This window comes from Anaerococcus sp. Marseille-P3625, assembly GCF_900232825.1.
Classification (GTDB): Bacteria; Bacillota; Clostridia; order Tissierellales; family Peptoniphilaceae; genus Anaerococcus.
This window is the reverse complement of the sequence record NZ_OCTP01000011.1, coordinates 182494-197075: the sequence shown is the minus strand read 5'-3', so window position 1 is coordinate 197075 and position 14582 is coordinate 182494. Positions and strand designations below refer to the sequence as shown.

General features: G+C 32.5%; 28 protein-coding genes and 1 tRNA gene. All 29 read left to right on the top strand.

Features of this window, described 5'->3' with window-relative positions; genetic code table 11:
• The first annotated feature begins 66 nt into the window (after window positions 1–66).
• The 29 genes from CS884_RS10515 (at window position 67) to CS884_RS05830 (ending at window position 14543) form a co-directional block, all read left to right on the top strand.
• Window positions 67–249 carry a hypothetical protein gene (locus CS884_RS10515; protein WP_143434420.1) on the top strand — a complete coding sequence of 61 codons (183 nt, stop codon included), beginning with the start codon at window positions 67–69 and terminating at the stop codon, window positions 247–249.
• Window positions 250–257: 8 nt separating this feature from the next.
• A complete protein-coding gene (locus tag CS884_RS05955) occupies window positions 258–527 on the top strand; it encodes a hypothetical protein (RefSeq protein ID WP_099321140.1) in 270 nt (89 codons plus the stop codon).
• Window positions 524–1465, top strand: coding sequence for a YqaJ viral recombinase family protein (locus CS884_RS05950; RefSeq protein WP_099321139.1), 942 nt, complete (start codon window positions 524–526; stop codon window positions 1463–1465). Before CS884_RS05955 ends, CS884_RS05950 begins: the two co-directional genes overlap by 4 nt.
• Window positions 1458–1697, top strand: coding sequence for a hypothetical protein (locus CS884_RS05945; protein WP_099321138.1), 240 nt, complete (start codon window positions 1458–1460; stop codon window positions 1695–1697). Before CS884_RS05950 ends, CS884_RS05945 begins: the two co-directional genes overlap by 8 nt.
• A 9-nt stretch (window positions 1698–1706) precedes the next feature.
• Window positions 1707–2633: a recombinase RecT gene (locus CS884_RS05940; protein WP_099321137.1), complete on the top strand. Its 927-nt coding sequence runs from the start codon at window positions 1707–1709 to the stop codon at window positions 2631–2633.
• A gap of 60 nt (window positions 2634–2693) precedes the next feature.
• A complete protein-coding gene (locus tag CS884_RS05935) occupies window positions 2694–3452 on the top strand; it encodes an HNH endonuclease (RefSeq protein ID WP_099321136.1) in 759 nt (252 codons plus the stop codon).
• On the top strand, window positions 3433–4422 hold the full coding sequence (locus CS884_RS05930; protein WP_099321135.1) for a hypothetical protein: 990 nt from the start codon (window positions 3433–3435) through the stop codon (window positions 4420–4422). The genes CS884_RS05935 and CS884_RS05930 overlap by 20 nt, the downstream gene beginning before the upstream one ends.
• Complete coding sequence (locus tag CS884_RS05925; protein WP_099321134.1) at window positions 4415–5041, top strand: hypothetical protein; 627 nt, start codon at window positions 4415–4417, stop codon at window positions 5039–5041. Before CS884_RS05930 ends, CS884_RS05925 begins: the two co-directional genes overlap by 8 nt.
• Complete coding sequence (locus CS884_RS05920; RefSeq protein ID WP_099321133.1) at window positions 5035–5526, top strand: single-stranded DNA-binding protein; 492 nt, start codon at window positions 5035–5037, stop codon at window positions 5524–5526. The genes CS884_RS05925 and CS884_RS05920 overlap by 7 nt, the downstream gene beginning before the upstream one ends.
• Window positions 5523–5870: a DUF1064 domain-containing protein gene (locus CS884_RS05915; protein WP_099321132.1), complete on the top strand. Its 348-nt coding sequence runs from the start codon at window positions 5523–5525 to the stop codon at window positions 5868–5870. Before CS884_RS05920 ends, CS884_RS05915 begins: the two co-directional genes overlap by 4 nt.
• 106 nt (window positions 5871–5976) lie before the next feature.
• Window positions 5977–6420 (top strand): hypothetical protein, encoded by a 444-nt coding sequence (locus tag CS884_RS05910; protein ID WP_143434419.1) that lies wholly within the window; start codon window positions 5977–5979, stop codon window positions 6418–6420.
• A complete protein-coding gene (locus CS884_RS05905; protein WP_099321130.1) occupies window positions 6410–6835 on the top strand; it encodes a hypothetical protein in 426 nt (141 codons plus the stop codon). The genes CS884_RS05910 and CS884_RS05905 overlap by 11 nt, the downstream gene beginning before the upstream one ends.
• Window positions 6832–7212: a YopX family protein gene (locus CS884_RS05900; protein WP_099321129.1), complete on the top strand. Its 381-nt coding sequence runs from the start codon at window positions 6832–6834 to the stop codon at window positions 7210–7212. Before CS884_RS05905 ends, CS884_RS05900 begins: the two co-directional genes overlap by 4 nt.
• A 3-nt stretch (window positions 7213–7215) precedes the next feature.
• A complete protein-coding gene (locus CS884_RS10590; protein ID WP_180753305.1) occupies window positions 7216–7380 on the top strand; it encodes a hypothetical protein in 165 nt (54 codons plus the stop codon).
• A gap of 3 nt (window positions 7381–7383) precedes the next feature.
• Entirely contained in the window at window positions 7384–7578 is a 195-nt protein-coding gene (locus CS884_RS05895; protein ID WP_099321128.1) for a hypothetical protein, read from the top strand.
• 2 nt (window positions 7579–7580) lie between these two features.
• Window positions 7581–7757: a hypothetical protein gene (locus CS884_RS10585; protein WP_180753304.1), complete on the top strand. Its 177-nt coding sequence runs from the start codon at window positions 7581–7583 to the stop codon at window positions 7755–7757.
• Window positions 7754–7948, top strand: a complete 195-nt coding sequence (locus tag CS884_RS05890) for a hypothetical protein (protein ID WP_099321127.1) — start codon at window positions 7754–7756, stop codon at window positions 7946–7948. Before CS884_RS10585 ends, CS884_RS05890 begins: the two co-directional genes overlap by 4 nt.
• A gap of 88 nt (window positions 7949–8036) precedes the next feature.
• Window positions 8037–8309 carry a hypothetical protein gene (locus tag CS884_RS05885; protein ID WP_099321126.1) on the top strand — a complete coding sequence of 91 codons (273 nt, stop codon included), beginning with the start codon at window positions 8037–8039 and terminating at the stop codon, window positions 8307–8309.
• Between the two features lie 156 nt (window positions 8310–8465).
• A complete protein-coding gene (locus CS884_RS05880) occupies window positions 8466–8858 on the top strand; it encodes a hypothetical protein (RefSeq protein WP_099321125.1) in 393 nt (130 codons plus the stop codon).
• Window positions 8855–9259 carry a dUTP diphosphatase gene (gene dut, locus CS884_RS05875; protein WP_099321124.1) on the top strand — a complete coding sequence of 135 codons (405 nt, stop codon included), beginning with the start codon at window positions 8855–8857 and terminating at the stop codon, window positions 9257–9259. The genes CS884_RS05880 and dut overlap by 4 nt, the downstream gene beginning before the upstream one ends.
• Before the next feature lie 69 nt (window positions 9260–9328).
• The gene (locus CS884_RS05870) at window positions 9329–9883 is read left to right on the top strand and encodes an NAD(P)-dependent oxidoreductase (RefSeq protein WP_257875765.1); all 555 of its coding nucleotides are present in this window, start codon (window positions 9329–9331) and stop codon (window positions 9881–9883) included.
• Between the two features lie 57 nt (window positions 9884–9940).
• The gene (locus tag CS884_RS05865; protein ID WP_099321123.1) at window positions 9941–10207 is read left to right on the top strand and encodes a hypothetical protein; all 267 of its coding nucleotides are present in this window, start codon (window positions 9941–9943) and stop codon (window positions 10205–10207) included.
• 106 nt (window positions 10208–10313) lie between these two features.
• Complete coding sequence (locus CS884_RS05860; RefSeq protein ID WP_099321122.1) at window positions 10314–10748, top strand: hypothetical protein; 435 nt, start codon at window positions 10314–10316, stop codon at window positions 10746–10748.
• A 244-nt stretch (window positions 10749–10992) separates the two neighbouring features.
• Window positions 10993–11319 carry a hypothetical protein gene (locus tag CS884_RS05855; RefSeq protein ID WP_099321121.1) on the top strand — a complete coding sequence of 109 codons (327 nt, stop codon included), beginning with the start codon at window positions 10993–10995 and terminating at the stop codon, window positions 11317–11319.
• Between the two features lie 70 nt (window positions 11320–11389).
• Window positions 11390–12037 (top strand): hypothetical protein, encoded by a 648-nt coding sequence (locus CS884_RS05850; protein WP_099321120.1) that lies wholly within the window; start codon window positions 11390–11392, stop codon window positions 12035–12037.
• The gene (locus CS884_RS05845; RefSeq protein WP_099321119.1) at window positions 12024–12359 is read left to right on the top strand and encodes a hypothetical protein; all 336 of its coding nucleotides are present in this window, start codon (window positions 12024–12026) and stop codon (window positions 12357–12359) included. Before CS884_RS05850 ends, CS884_RS05845 begins: the two co-directional genes overlap by 14 nt.
• Entirely contained in the window at window positions 12322–12729 is a 408-nt protein-coding gene (locus CS884_RS05840) for a hypothetical protein (protein WP_180753303.1), read from the top strand. The genes CS884_RS05845 and CS884_RS05840 overlap by 38 nt, the downstream gene beginning before the upstream one ends.
• Window positions 12717–14411 carry a phage terminase large subunit family protein gene (locus CS884_RS05835; RefSeq protein WP_099321117.1) on the top strand — a complete coding sequence of 565 codons (1695 nt, stop codon included), beginning with the start codon at window positions 12717–12719 and terminating at the stop codon, window positions 14409–14411. Before CS884_RS05840 ends, CS884_RS05835 begins: the two co-directional genes overlap by 13 nt.
• Before the next feature lie 44 nt (window positions 14412–14455).
• A tRNA-Ser gene (locus CS884_RS05830) sits at window positions 14456–14543 on the top strand.
• Window positions 14544–14582 lie beyond the last annotated feature (39 nt).

Below are 14582 nucleotides of genomic sequence, written 5' to 3'. Positions count from 1 at the left end.
AGGAATTTAGCGAGATTGAACAAAAAATATTCTCTATTACTATACCATTTGTAAAGGATATTTAAAGTGAATTGCTACGATTTTGATGAGTTTAGAAGAAAGATTATGACTATTTCTGATGATGGTCTTACTACTCTACTTGAGTGTTTGACTAGTAATAAGGATTTAAAGGATAGGGAAGATAAGATTTTATTGCTTAAATTAGAGATTAAAAGGCGTTTTAAGTTGAAAAATTATTTAGATAAGTAGGAGAGAGTATGAGAGTAACTTTTACAAAGTGTATTTATAAAGATTATGAGGTGGATATCCCATATAAGGAGTTTGTTGAAGACTTTTCTGAGAGCGAGCATGAGGCAGTTTTGCAGTATATGTTTAAGGCAAACAAGATCAATGAAGAAGTTGAGATCAACAACATAAAGATTGGAAAGCTTGATGATGAAGACCAAGAGTATTGCGATATGCTTTATTGTCAAGATGTGGAAGATGATAGACTTCTTAATTTACAGTATGAGGAGGGCTTGCTATGACTAATGCTATTGCTAATGTTGCAAAGCTTAGCAGGGAGGATTGGCTAAAGCTTAGACAATTAGGGATTGGCGGTTCTGATGCGGCGGCTGCTTGTGGTTTGTCACATTGGAAAAGTCAAGCACAGCTATTTTTGGAAAAGACGTCAAAGGTTGAGATTTCCGATAATGAATCGGAGGCTTTAAGACAAGGGCGAGATTTTGAAGATTATGTTGCTGGAAGATTTACTGAGGCGACTGGTAAAAAAGTGCGTCGTGATAATTTTATGATGTGCGATGTGGATTATCCTTTTCTGATTGCTGATATTGACAGAAGAGTAGTGGGAGAAGATGCAATCCTTGAGTGTAAAACTACCAGCCCTTATAACCGATATAAGTGGGAAGATGGAGCAATTCCAATAGAGTACGAGCTTCAATGCTTGCATTATATGAGTGTGACTGGTGCTAAAAAGTGTTATTTGGCTTGTTTGGTATTCGGTAGTGAATTTATTATCCGTGAGATTGATTGGGACGATGAAACTATAAAGATGCTTAGGGATAAGGAAATTGAGTTTTGGACTGAGTATGTAGAAAAAGACCTAATGCCAGATCCTGATGGGTCAGTAGCTTTTGATGATGCTTTAAAGGCACGATTTAAGGGTGGTATTGAGGATAGTATAAAGCTAGATGTTGATGTAAATTCTTATGAAATATACAAGGCAAATAAAGATTTGATCAAAGATTTGGAAGATAGGAATAGAAAATTCGAGCAAGATTTGAAGATCCAGCTTGCTGATAATAATTACGGAGAAACAAGTTATTTTACTGTAAGTTACAAGCCGTCAATTTCTGTAAGGCTTGATACTAAGAGGATAAAAAAAGAAGCACCAGAAATTTATGACAAGTATGGAAAAGAAAGTGAAAGCAGAAGATTTTTTATTAAGGAGATTGTAAGTGAGTAATAGAAACAAAAATTATGCTGATGTTTTAAGTGACATAACAAAAGATTATATTGAGACATTAAAAAGTGAAATTACTAGGCTGAGAGTTGAAAAGGCTCAGCTCATAAATAAACAACATGAGATTTTAGGGCAGTTAGATTTAGCTAGAGAACAAAGGGACAAATACTATCAAATGACAGAAAAACTCGAGAAAAAAATATCAGTATTAGAAGAACAAAACGAGGGTTTATAGGAGGATTACATGACTAACGCAAAACAAGCATTAAGCAAAAAGACAAATGGTAAACCAGCACCACAGGACAATGTAAGAAATTTACTAATGAGTATGAAAGGCGAGATCAAGAATGCTTTACCTCAATATTTACCAACTGAAAAGTTTATAAGAACATCATTAACTGCTATAAATAGCAATCCGAAGCTACTAGCTTGTAGCCCTCAATCTCTTATTGCAGCGGTTATGAACTCCGCACAATTGGGGCTTGAGTTTAATACTCCACTTGGGGAGGCTTATCTTATCCCTTACGAAAATAAAAAAACAGGTATCACAACGGTTAATTTTCAAATCGGCTATCAAGGACTTTTAAAGTTAGCACACAATACGGGTCAATTTAAAAGAATTACTGCTAAAGAGGTTCACGATAATGACAAGTTTTCCATTGATTATGGTACAGGTGAGATCGTTCATAAGCCAGTTATTCGAGGAGAAAGCGGAGAGGTTATAGGATACTACGCTGTTTATGAAACTAAAGAGGGTGGCAGAGATAGCTTTTATATGAGTAAGGAAGATGCGGAAAACTACGGAAGAACATTTTCTAAGTCATATAGTTCTGGACCTTGGACAAGCAATTTTGATGCAATGGCGAAAAAATCTTGCTTGATACAAGTTTTAAAATACGCACCTAAAGCTATCGATAAGCCAGAGTTGGGTCAAGCTATAGCCTTTGACAATCAAGTGTTTAAAGCTTCAGTTTTTGATAAAGAAACTGGCGGAATTACTTACGATATTGACTATGAAGTTGTTAGCGAGGAAGAAAAGGCGAAAGATCCAAAGACTTTGCAAGTATCCGATGACGATAGCAAGAGTAAAAAAGTAGACAAAGATACGGGAGAAATTTTAGAAGATGATTTCTTTTCTGATGACTTTGTGCCAGTTGGTGAAAATGAATAATTGATGAATAATTTTTGTAAAAAAGATGATGATTTTCGTATTGAGGTGGTGGTGTGCTAGATGGCAAATAGAAAAACAATTAGTAAGAAATTAAGGTTTGAAGTTTTTAAGAGGGACTCTTTTACTTGCCAATATTGTGGAAAAACAGCACCAGACGTTATTTTGGAGGTAGACCATATAAATCCGGTAAGTAAAGGCGGTACTAATGATTTACTGAACTTAATAACTTCATGCAGAGATTGCAATAGAGGAAAATCAGATAGGAAATTATCAGATGATTCAATGGTAACAAAACAACAAAAAGAACTAGAAGAATTACAAGAAAAGCGAAATCAAATAGACATGATGCTAGAATGGCGCGAAGAATTAAAAAGTTTAGATGATGATGTAGCAGAAATACTTTGCGCAGAGTTTGAAAAAGCAACAGGCTATGGAGTCAAGGAACATGGGAAAAAGCAAGTTAAAAAGTGGGTTAAGAAATATAAGCTAAAAGACTTGTTAGAAGCTATGGATAGATCAATAATTCAGTATCCAAATGTTTATAAAGCCTTTGATATGATACCAAGAATTGCTTATTATGTAGCAAATCCAGAAACCACAATAGATACAGATTTATATTATATAAGCGGAATCTTGAACAATAGGCTTTATTATTATAACAAACCAGTAGGAATTAATTATCTAAAAAGAGCATCTAAATACATTGATAAAGACTACTTAACCGAGGTTGCAAAGACGGTTAAGAATTGGACAGAATTTAAAGAGATTATGGAATACATAATCGAGATAGAGGCAGGATATGAGCAAAACAATTGTTGAACGTGATTTTTGGAATGACGAACAGATCATAGATGAGTTTTCTCCCGAGGATAAATTGTTTATGATGTATCTCTTAACTTGCCCGAGAGGTAATGCGATAGGAATTTTTAAGTTACCGATTAAGCTTATGGCTTTTGAAATTGGTTATAGTCCTGAAGCTATAAGAACATTAGTTGATAGATTTATGAACAAGTATAAAAAAATTTCTTATAATTATGAAAATCAAGAAATTGCAATACACCATTCGTTAAAATACACAATAAATAGTGGAGGAAAACCTATAGAAGAAATGGCGAGTAGAACACTTGAAGGAGTAGATAGCCTTGATCTAATTATGGTTGTTTACAAAAGTATGAAAAGTTGGTGGCAATTATCAAAAAGAGATATCGATAAAAAGATTATGAAGCTTTTTGAAGATGAAATTGAGAAAAGGAAATCTATATATACTTATACTAATACTTATACTAATACTTATACTAATACTTATTCGCCTACCGATTCGTGTAACGATTCGGAAGAATGTGATGATTTCAACAATCCTCAAGATGAAACAGATATCGATACGTTGCCCGATTCGTCTACCGATACGTGGAAGAGTCAAATCATTAATTCCTGGAATAAGCTTGATGTAAACATACCTAAGATGCAGTCCCTAAATGCTGGTACGGATAGATATAAGATGACCAAAGCAAGGATTAACGAAAACGGAATAGACAAGGTTTTAGATACAATTAAGTCGATTGATGACAGTACTTTTCTCAAAGGATATGTTAATGACTTTGTAATTACTTTTGACTGGTTTATCCGACCTAATAACTTTGTGAAAGTTATGGAGGGCAATTACTTAGACAAGTCATATACAGGTCAAGCTGTAAATTCGGAGCAGATAACATACGCAGAAGTAGCAAGGAAAAAGAGATTTGAAAAGATGTTGGAAAACAAAAAGGAGTTAGGAGAAATAAATGATTGATAAATTAGCTAGAGTAGATACTTACAAGGGATATATGTTTTTTATAAAACACATTTACCGAGATAAAGAATACGACAATATTTTTAGAGAAATGTTAGAAGGAACTCTTATGTCGACTGATTGGTATAACGGATATGTGATTTTACCAGATGACCACGAATTAGTTGATAAGTTTTATGGAGAATTTGAAAAAGAGTACGACATAGAAGTTCATGGAGGAATAACTTTTTCGGATTATCTGAGTAAAATTATGGATTTAGAGGTTATGGATCTTGAAGATGGATATGTACTTGGTTTTGATTGTAACCATGCAGGGGATAATCCTGTACATTGCAACCAAAGATACGTAGAAAATGAATGCAAAAAGCTTATAGACCAATTAATAAATCTTGATGATTGCAAAGTGAATAATAAAAACAAAGAAGTTGATCTAGTTAGGAATATTGATAGCAAGTCTAGGCTTGTTGTCAAGCATGTATTGAGCGATAAAGTCTTTTGGGTTATTGAGGAAAACCACGAGGGCGAATGGATTGAAGTTTTAAAGATTTGTGAAATTCGGGCAGAGGCTGATTCGGTTGTTAATTTTTATTTGGAAAATAGGAGTAGGAATTTATGCTAAATAAGGTGATCTTAATCGGAAGATTGGTTAGAGATATAGATTTACGATATACGCAGGCAAATAAAGCGGTGGCAAATTTCACACTTGCTTGTGATAGGCAGATGACTAGGGAGAAAAGGGAGGAGGCGGAAGCTAATTCCTATCCTACCGCTGATTTTCCAAAAGTTGTAGTTTGGGGCAAGCAGGCAGAAAATGCTAGCAGATATCTAAAAAAGGGCAGTTTGTGTGCAATTGAAGGGAGAATTGAAACTGGATCTTATGACGATAGGGAAACAGGCAAGAAAGTTTATACCACTACGGTTATTGCGGATAGGGTGGAGTTCTTAAATAGCTCAAATTCTTCGCAGAATTACGCGGGAGCGAAAAATAACGAAAAGACATATAAATATATGGCTAATGAAAATAAAACGCATACAGAGCAAAATAACGATGATTTCTTTGGGGATGATTTTGAAGAGTTTGACAATGGGGTGATTCCGTTTTGAGCTATAGGAAGTACAAGAACAAAAAAGTTGTTGTTGATGGTCATAAGTTTGATAGTATCAAGGAGTCGCACAGATATGGTGAGCTTAAACTTTTGGAAAGGGCAGGAAAAATCAAGAATTTACAGCTACAACCTAAGTTTGAGCTTATCCCGACTATTAGGACAGACAAAGAAACTTTGCCAAAGATTTCCTATATCGCCGATTTTATGTATCAAGATTGTGAGTCTGGAAAGATGATAGTGGAAGAAGTGAAGTCAGTAGCTACAAAAACTCGTGTATATTTATTAAAAAAAAGATTATTTTTGCAAAAATATACAGATTATGATTTTAGGGAGATTATGTAAGTTTTGTTAGGGGGAGAATATGAAGAGTGGAATTGTAATAAGAAGAAAATACTTAGGTTATGAAGTTATTGTTAAAAGAATAGATTGGAGTGACAACCCGCATTTTATGCCTTATTCGTTTGATGTGAATACTTTTTGGTATTGTGGATATGTTGTTATTCCTAAAACACATCCTTACTATGGTGTGGATTATAATGATTTAGTAGATTTGTTTGATGTTCATGGTGGGTTAACTTATTCTGGTAGGCTTTACGAAGTAGGTGAGTGGGTTCTTGGTTTTGATTGTAATCAAGCAGATGATAATCCATTTCGTGAAGATCAATATTATACACTAGAAGAATGTTTGAGTTTGGTAGATCAAATAATTAAAGCACAAAATATAAACGAAGGTTGTTATTGTTTGCATCTTAGGGAAAGTCAGTTGGATGTTATTATTAATGCTTTGAGAGTAGCTTGGGATACTTATCAAGAAGACTGTGCTGATACAAGTGAAATAGAAGATTTGGAAAATATTATAGATGAACTGGTGGAGTTGAGAAATGAAGACTAAGGAATTTATAAAAAGAGTTGAAGAGTTGGGGTTAGATGTAGATATTAAAAACGGATACATCAATATTGATGGTGATTATTTTAATGGATGTTATATTAGCATTGATGAGCCTTTTACAATAAATACTGACTTTGGAGGGGTAAAAAAACCACTATTTGACTTGCTTGTTGAGTATGCTTCTACACCTCCAGAGGATAGAGAGGAAGAGAAGAAGTTTTATTTGAAGCATAGGTGGATGGCATATGAAAATGAAAATAATCTAACACTTTGTTTTCCGACAGGTAAGTATTATTTGAGTCACAGTACTGAAAATAACGGTTATAAAACCACATTTACCCTTAAAGAAATTGAAGAAATCAAGAAAAAGTTTGATACTGATTTAGCTGATTTTGAGTTGGTGGAGGTTGAGGAATGATACCTAAATTTAGAGCATATTTTAATAAATACAAAAGAATGATTTATAACATTGGTGTTGTAAATGAAAACAGCATTTTAGTTGATTTTAACGGAGATGGAGACTGTGAATATATGTTTATTACAAACGATATAAGTTTAATGCAATCCACAGGTTTGAAAGACAAAAATGGTAATGAGATTTACGAGGGAGATATCTTAAAAACTAGATCAAGAGGTTTTGTAGAAGTGAGACATGAAGATGGGAATACTGTAGCAACTTATAAAAGTGGTGCTAATACTAGAACTACTTTAGTTTTGAGCAGTTTTCTAGATAAGTATCAGATTTCGATTATTGGCAATATTTACGAAGATAAAGAATTGTTAGATGAGGTTTAAAGAATGAAAGTTAAAGATTTGATTAAAAAATTATCTTATTTTGACGATGAAGATGATGTTTTAGCTTATTTTTATGATAAAGAAAACGATATCGAGTATGAATGTGATTTTAAAGTAGATTATGACGTAGCTCCTTATTTGAATTTGGAAGAAATTAAAAGGTATTGATTTATGAAAGTAAAAGATTTTTTAGAATGGTTCGATAATTTTGATCCAGAAAGTGAATTAAAAATTGAATTGTTTGAGGAAATATATAACGGAAATTTAGGATGTAGTGAAGAAATTTATACACCTTTAGATTTGTCAGATGCTAATTATTTAGATGAAACTGATACTGTTTTTGTGACTTTGGAATGGGGAGATTAAATATGAAATTTAATTATGTTTTAGAGTACAAAGAGCCTTATATTATAAATACTGAACTAACAAAAAATAGAACGTGCCAGACCTATAGGTGGAAGCAGTTAGCAGTTGCTGAAAATAAAGAAGATTTAGTGACTTACTTAGTAGGACATGAATATACAAGAAGGATCGTAAAGAGATGAACATACAAAGGAAAAATCAAATGTCTTTGATATTGTGCAGTTTTACAAGTCTACTAAAGGAGTTTAATTTTGGTTTAGAGATATTCAAGGATGGTAGCATCGTGTTTGTTGATGGCAACAATAACGATAGATACAAGATTAGTGCAGAGGATTTTCAAGATTTATATGATAAGACGGAGGTGGGAGAATGAATATATTAGATACAATATTCTGGGTTGTTATAGGAAGCTTGATAGGTAATGCAATCATATTGATAACAAAAATATGGAGGGATAAATAATGAGTGGAGGATGTTTAAGTTATATTTGTTATACCATTGAAAATAATTTAGTTGGTGAAATGCAAGATGAGTTCATGAATGAATTTGTAAAAGATTTTGCTGAACTAACTCATGATTTGGAATGGTGGTTGTCTCGTGATTATGGAGAAGAAACTTATAGAGAAAGTCTAAAGGAATTTAAAAACAAATGGTTTAAAAATTATGATAAGAGAGAAAATGAAGCTATTTTAAGAATTAAAGAGAGAGCTATAAGAGAGATTAGCGAGCTATGAATTTATATATGCTTAAATTGCTAACTTTTTTATGATTGCAGTTTTCTTTAAAGAAAGCTTTGAGTTGGCTGATATGAAGAAGGCAAGAAATGATAGCCAAGGTTTTAAATGGAAGACTTGTAATGGGTGAATATTTCAATGATACGGAGGAAAATTATGATGTTTAAAGCAAAAATCCTAGATATAGATAAACTTATAAAAGATACCGACTTTGTAATAGAAGGTAAGGAAAAAGGCTATATAGACGAAGAAAATTATGTATATGGCTATTATATAGAAGGCTACATTGTAGGACCAATAGTAGATGTAGGAGATGACCACATAGACCTAGAGTATTGGTGCAAGGTAGATAAAAATACGGTAGTAGAAGTGGATAGTCCAGAATTTATAGTAGAGGAATTGGGCACATATAGAATTAGAAAAACGGTAGAAGCTACAAATGGAATCTATGCACAACTTGCATATGTCCGTTGGAAAGATAAAAGCCTACCTAGAGAATTTCATACAATAAGACTTGAAAATATGAATTTAGAGGAAATAAAAGAATGAGATATAAAGCACCATATGAATTAAGCAAAGATAAAGGAGACCAGGGCTGGGATATAAGGGCTGATAAAGAAGTTGTTCTTTTATCTGGTGATACAAGACTGATAGAAACCGGATTATTTTTTGAATTTGATAAGGGTTATTATGCAGATGTTAGAGCTAGGTCTGGTTTATCATCTAAAGGTGTTCTTTGTCATACTGGTTTAGTTGATAGTGGATATAGGGGCGAGATTAAAGTTTGTCTTACAAATTTGAGTAAAAACTCTTATGTTATAAAAAAAGGTGATAGGATAGCCCAGTTAGTATTTGGTCAAGAAATTAATGTTTATCCTTGTAAAGTAGATGAAATAAATTTAGATACCAGCCGAGGTGATAAAGGTTTTGGATCAAGTGGCAAGAAATAGAAAGAGGAAAAGAAGATTATAGATAGAGAAAAAGATAAAAACGCGCTGGATTATAACCCTAATAACAATATGTTTGTAATTATGGGGGCAAGCAATCATTCAGACTTTACAAGAGTACAACACGATTATTATGCTACTGATCCACAAGCGGTTGAAGAACTATTGAAGGTAGAAAGCTTTGATAAAAACATATTAGAGCCTTGTTGTGGTGAGGGCCATATTTCAAAAGTACTTGAAGAAAATAAATATAATGTAACTTCTAGGGATCTGTATTATCGCGGATATGGAGTAGGAGGGATGGATTTTTTTACAACTACAAGTTGGCATGAAGATATAATTACTAATCCACCCTATAAGTATGCTAAAGAGTTTGTAGAGCATTCTATTAAGATTATAGATGATGGCAAAAGGCTAGCAATGTTGCTTAAAATACAGTTTTTAGAAAGTGTAAAACGTAGAGAACTATTTGAAGAAAATCCACCTAAGTACGTATATGTATTTAGCAAGAGGGCTAATTGTGTTAGAAATGGAGTTTTTACAAATTATCCGTCAAGTGCTGTTTGCTATTGCTGGTATATATGGGAAAAAGGCTTTAAAGGTGAACCGGTTATCAGGTGGATATAAAAATATTTATGTGATTAATTTTGATCTACATAATAAAGCAATTAAGAAAGGTTTAGAATGTTTAGATACAAAGGTGGCACTTCTATAGGTAAAAAGATGAAAGCCGAAAGAGTCTACAAAGAAGAAATGGCAAGAATCGCTAAGTCAGATACAACTGTTTTTCTTGTAGAAAGATTTCTTGCTTTAGTTGTGGAAACTCTAAAAGATGAGTTTGGATTTGGCCCAGTAAGACTTGAAAGATTTAAAAAAAGACTTGAATTAAAACTTGATTGTATTACTTTGGATTATGTCAATTGGAGCGATATACTAAAAGAAAACGATTAAAAATCGACAAAAAAGTGTGTGAAAAAATCACAAAATCGAAGAAAAACTAGGCATAATTATCAATATGCTTTATTATGGTAAAATATTTCCAAAATACGGAGGGATAGTGCAAGAGTTTTATAAATGTCTTTGCAAGGAAATTTTAAAAAAATACTTGCAAGTGAGAACTACTACAAAAGAAATAGATGACAAGATAACCGAAATTAGTGATCGATTGACTAATATTACAGTTAGGTATGGGGATGAATCTGTCCAAGGCGGAGGGAGAAATCTTGACGATACATATATAAATAATATAGCTAAGAGAGCTATGTTAGAACGCAATAACAGAGTTAACAAGGCCCTAGTTAGAATGGTAGAAAACGCTTTAACCTACCTTGATGAGAAAGAAAAAGATATAGTAATGACTCTTTATGCTTATGGAGAAAGAGGAGCAGTATATGAGTTGATGGACAAGTATCATTATGAAAGAGCCCAGATATATAATATAGCCAATGAAGCCTTAAAGGTATTAAGCTATAAAATGTTTGGCGATGCGTAAAATTAGAAAATCATTAGACACATTAAAAATAAAAATGGATTATAATATAACTGTATAGTAGTATCAAGGTCACTTTACCCATTAGTACCTACGTCTAGCCTAAATGAATTGTTACACCAAACACTCCTGAAAGAAATATTTTTACCGACCTTGATCTACTACATCATTTGTCAGTTTCCCTAGCTTTGATTTATTCAAAGCTTTTTTTATTTATAAATTTGTGAAAAATAGCAAGGAAAGAGTTATGAAGCATAAAGATATCAGCAAAGTTGATCATGATAATAAAATAATGGATACCGAAAAATCAGAAAATAACTTGTATATTATTAAGACTAAAAAGCCTTACACAGTCAAGGACTATTTCCCAAATTATAGTTATGATTATGAACATAAAGATATAGAACAAGAATCTAAAGCTATGATTAATAATTTGCATGACTTTATAGAAGATAACTCCGAACTTGCTATTTCTCAATATTCAAGCAAAGACGAAGAGGCCATTATAGAGGGTTTTGCAAGAGCCATAGCCTTAGTAGAATTATACATAAAGACAATATATTTAGAAGAATAGGAGGTGTTTTAAAATTGCAAAGACAAAGATAGACAGCAAGAAAAAAATACCTCCTAAAATTAAACTTTTAATGGATAGTCCATATATTGATGAAGTAAATAGAATGATTGATATTAAGACCAGCATACAATCTATAAAAGAATATCTAGATAAGCAGGGTTTTAATATATCGTGGGCCTATTTAGGCCAATACAGGAAGATAAGACAAGCTTATTCAGCCGAAGAAAACAACCTAAAGGATTTTATCAACAAAGCACCAATTGCTAAACTCATAGAAGAACAAGAAAAAGAAATCCAGCCAGGTTCTGAAACAAACAAGCTTAAAAATGATTTAGAGTTTTTGGATATGGTTATTCAATCCGGAGCAGATCAGCTAAAAAACTTGATTAAAGAAAATGACTATTTTATCACTATAGAAAATGTATTTAAAGCTATAGAACTAAAAGATAAATTAACAGACGGAGCATTGGGAGGATTAACTCAATTTGGTATTAAAAACTTGCAAGAAATCACCGAAAAAAAATATATGCAACTGTTGCAGTCAATGTTTACTCATATACCAGATGATGAAAAACAAAAGGTATTATCAGAACTTGAAAACGTAGAGGAAGAATATTACAAAGCCACAGACTATTATGAAGATTATTTACGAAGTATAGGAAAAAGCGAAAAAGAAATACAAAGAAAACTAAAGGAAATTAGCGATGATGGGAATTAATTCAGCTAGCAAATATTTAAAAACTAAATATAGCAAAGACAAATTAATTAATGGTGCTGTTGATACCCTAATTACTAATTTTTTTATTGACGTTTCAGAGGGTAGAGTTAGAGCAAAAAATGTAGAAGATTTAAACCGATTAATTAATATAAGTTTAATGTTAAAGAGCATGGATAGTGGAGATGGAGACAATAAAGCTTTATTACTTGATACATTGGGATTAAGCGAAGATGATAGTCTTAAAGAACTATATAGCAGAATGTTGATACATTTAAACACCACTAATGATGAAGAAAATAGGCCTAAAGATGGATTATTCTAGTATTTATGGAAAATTAAAATCTTCTAACGATTTAAGTATTGATTTTAGGGAATATGAAATAAGCGGCTTAGATAAGAAAAGACTTATTTTAGAAATTAACGGTTATAAAGTTATAGGATATATAAATGCCAATGAATTTATAGATCCAGAAACAGTTAAAAGATATTATGGGGAAGATGCAGATTTTTTGAAATTTTGCTATTATCCTTATTTAAGAATTATAATAAAAAACCCTAACAGTATTGAGGATAGAGAATATATTTTGCACCTAAACAAAGCTAGCTTTACAAGTGGATTGCAAGAGCTAGACCTATATAAAACAAGTGAAAATATACAAAGTCTAGGTGGTATTTTACCATGGATGAATTAAACATTATAGATAATGTAAATTCTTTTAAGTCTAGCTATTTAGCTAAAAAGTCTATAGAAGATACCATTATTAGAAGCTTTCCAGCCTTATGGGCTTTAAAATATAAGCCTATAAAGTCAAAGCCAATGACCTTTGTTTCAGATCATAATCCTTTTGCTCATAGACCATGGCAAGAATCAATTTTAAATGATAATCACCCTAATAAAGTTATACAAAAAGCTAGGCAGTTAGGCATGAGTGAGTTAGCTACAGCCGAAGTTTTATGGTTTGCAGATACTCACGACAATGTAAATATAATGTATACATTCCCTACAATGGCACAAATGGCGGATTTTTCAAGAACTAGAGTAAGTCCGGTTATTAAAGACAGCCCACATCTACAAAGACAAGTTGCTAAAGACTTAAATAACGTATCAAGTAAGAAAATAGGCACATCTAATATCTTTATGAGAACATCAGGAGATGGATCACAAGGTGAGGGTGCAGATATTGATATGTATTGTGCAGATGAGTACGACAGAATGAGGATAGGAACTGAATTAGCTTTTAAAGAGTCAATGTCATCTTCTAAGTATGGATTAATGCGTAGATGGTCAACACCAACATTACCAGGTATTGGAATAAATGAATTATACGAAAAGTCAGATCAGAGAAGATATTTATACAAATGTAAACATTGTAATACTTGGCAAGAAATAACTTTAGATAATATTATTCAAGTAAAAGATGGATATAATCCTATAACAGAAGAAATAGAAAATGGCACTTATGAATATAGGTGCATTAAATGTAGAAAGCCTTTAGACAGATGGCAGGTTGGCAAATGGATTGCTAAAAAACCTCAAATCAAAGATACTAGAGGTTATTTTATTTCACAATTAAATGCTTTACACATTTCAGCAGATTCTATTATGCGTAGAAAATTAGAATATCCATTCAAACAGTTATTCTATAATTATGTATTAGGAGAACCTTATGCCAATAAAGGTTTAGAGATAGGGGAAAATGATGTAAAGACTCATATTGTAGCAGGTCATGAAGAAATCAATAGAACAGATGAATTTATAGCATACATAGCTGGTATAGATTGGGGAGAACCTACATGGGTACTGGTTATTGGAATTAGGCCTAATATGACTTTACAAGTTGTGTGTATGCGAGAATTTAAACGTTCTAATATAATGCCACTAATGGATGTTAAGCAAGTAATATCTTTGTTAAAGCCATTTAATCCAGATTTGATAATAGCAGATGCCGGTTATGGTGCAGATAAAAATACAGAATTATTAAGAGCTTTCCCATATTCAGCCTATGCTTGTACATGGACAACTACTACTGGCCCCTATTCAGCAGTAAACTTTACAGATCATTGGAACGATCAAAGAAGAATGGTAAAGGTAGATAAAACTTCTAAGATGCAAAGGACTATACAAGCGGTAAAGCAGGGTTTTATAGGCTTTTATTCTTATCAAGATGAGATGACACAGATACTTACAAAACATTTGATAAATGTACAAATCCTTGATAGAGATAAAGATGGATACATTTACCAAGTAGCAACAAGAAAAGGCCCAGATCATTTGGCTTGTTGTTTAGCTTATGCACTAATAGGAGTTGATAAGTATACACAGTATGGATCTAAAATATCTAAAGGTTACCAGATGGACTTAGTAGAATTTTAAATATAATAATTTATTTAAGGCGGTTTTTGCCGTCTTTTTTTTGTGACAAGATACCCAAGCGGTCAAGGGGACGGATTGCTAATCCGTTAGACCTTAAAAGGTGCGAGGGTTCGAATCCCTCTCTTGTCGCCAGAAAAACAAAAACAATCGTGAATTAATCGTGCGTAAATC

Coding starts and splice junctions, on each gene's coding strand:
- CS884_RS05880 (WP_099321125.1), top strand. CDS start 8,466: ATGATGTTTAAAGCAAAAATCCTAGATATAGATAAACTTATAAAAGAT.
- CS884_RS05910 (WP_143434419.1), top strand. CDS start 5,977: ATGCCTTATTCGTTTGATGTGAATACTTTTTGGTATTGTGGATATGTT.
- CS884_RS05905 (WP_099321130.1), top strand. CDS start 6,410: ATGAAGACTAAGGAATTTATAAAAAGAGTTGAAGAGTTGGGGTTAGAT.
- CS884_RS05920 (WP_099321133.1), top strand. CDS start 5,035: ATGCTAAATAAGGTGATCTTAATCGGAAGATTGGTTAGAGATATAGAT.
- CS884_RS05835 (WP_099321117.1), top strand. CDS start 12,717: ATGGATGAATTAAACATTATAGATAATGTAAATTCTTTTAAGTCTAGC.
- CS884_RS05950 (WP_099321139.1), top strand. CDS start 524: ATGACTAATGCTATTGCTAATGTTGCAAAGCTTAGCAGGGAGGATTGG.
- CS884_RS10585 (WP_180753304.1), top strand. CDS start 7,581: ATGAAATTTAATTATGTTTTAGAGTACAAAGAGCCTTATATTATAAAT.
- CS884_RS05900 (WP_099321129.1), top strand. CDS start 6,832: ATGATACCTAAATTTAGAGCATATTTTAATAAATACAAAAGAATGATT.
- CS884_RS05895 (WP_099321128.1), top strand. CDS start 7,384: ATGAAAGTAAAAGATTTTTTAGAATGGTTCGATAATTTTGATCCAGAA.
- CS884_RS05865 (WP_099321123.1), top strand. CDS start 9,941: ATGTTTAGATACAAAGGTGGCACTTCTATAGGTAAAAAGATGAAAGCC.
- dut (WP_099321124.1), top strand. CDS start 8,855: ATGAGATATAAAGCACCATATGAATTAAGCAAAGATAAAGGAGACCAG.
- CS884_RS05890 (WP_099321127.1), top strand. CDS start 7,754: ATGAACATACAAAGGAAAAATCAAATGTCTTTGATATTGTGCAGTTTT.
- CS884_RS05850 (WP_099321120.1), top strand. CDS start 11,390: ATGGATAGTCCATATATTGATGAAGTAAATAGAATGATTGATATTAAG.
- CS884_RS05940 (WP_099321137.1), top strand. CDS start 1,707: ATGACTAACGCAAAACAAGCATTAAGCAAAAAGACAAATGGTAAACCA.
- CS884_RS05925 (WP_099321134.1), top strand. CDS start 4,415: ATGATTGATAAATTAGCTAGAGTAGATACTTACAAGGGATATATGTTT.
- CS884_RS05930 (WP_099321135.1), top strand. CDS start 3,433: ATGAGCAAAACAATTGTTGAACGTGATTTTTGGAATGACGAACAGATC.
- CS884_RS05955 (WP_099321140.1), top strand. CDS start 258: ATGAGAGTAACTTTTACAAAGTGTATTTATAAAGATTATGAGGTGGAT.
- CS884_RS10590 (WP_180753305.1), top strand. CDS start 7,216: ATGAAAGTTAAAGATTTGATTAAAAAATTATCTTATTTTGACGATGAA.
- CS884_RS05840 (WP_180753303.1), top strand. CDS start 12,322: ATGATGAAGAAAATAGGCCTAAAGATGGATTATTCTAGTATTTATGGA.
- CS884_RS05935 (WP_099321136.1), top strand. CDS start 2,694: ATGGCAAATAGAAAAACAATTAGTAAGAAATTAAGGTTTGAAGTTTTT.
- CS884_RS05855 (WP_099321121.1), top strand. CDS start 10,993: ATGAAGCATAAAGATATCAGCAAAGTTGATCATGATAATAAAATAATG.
- CS884_RS05845 (WP_099321119.1), top strand. CDS start 12,024: ATGATGGGAATTAATTCAGCTAGCAAATATTTAAAAACTAAATATAGC.
- CS884_RS05885 (WP_099321126.1), top strand. CDS start 8,037: ATGAGTGGAGGATGTTTAAGTTATATTTGTTATACCATTGAAAATAAT.
- CS884_RS05870 (WP_257875765.1), top strand. CDS start 9,329: ATGTTTGTAATTATGGGGGCAAGCAATCATTCAGACTTTACAAGAGTA.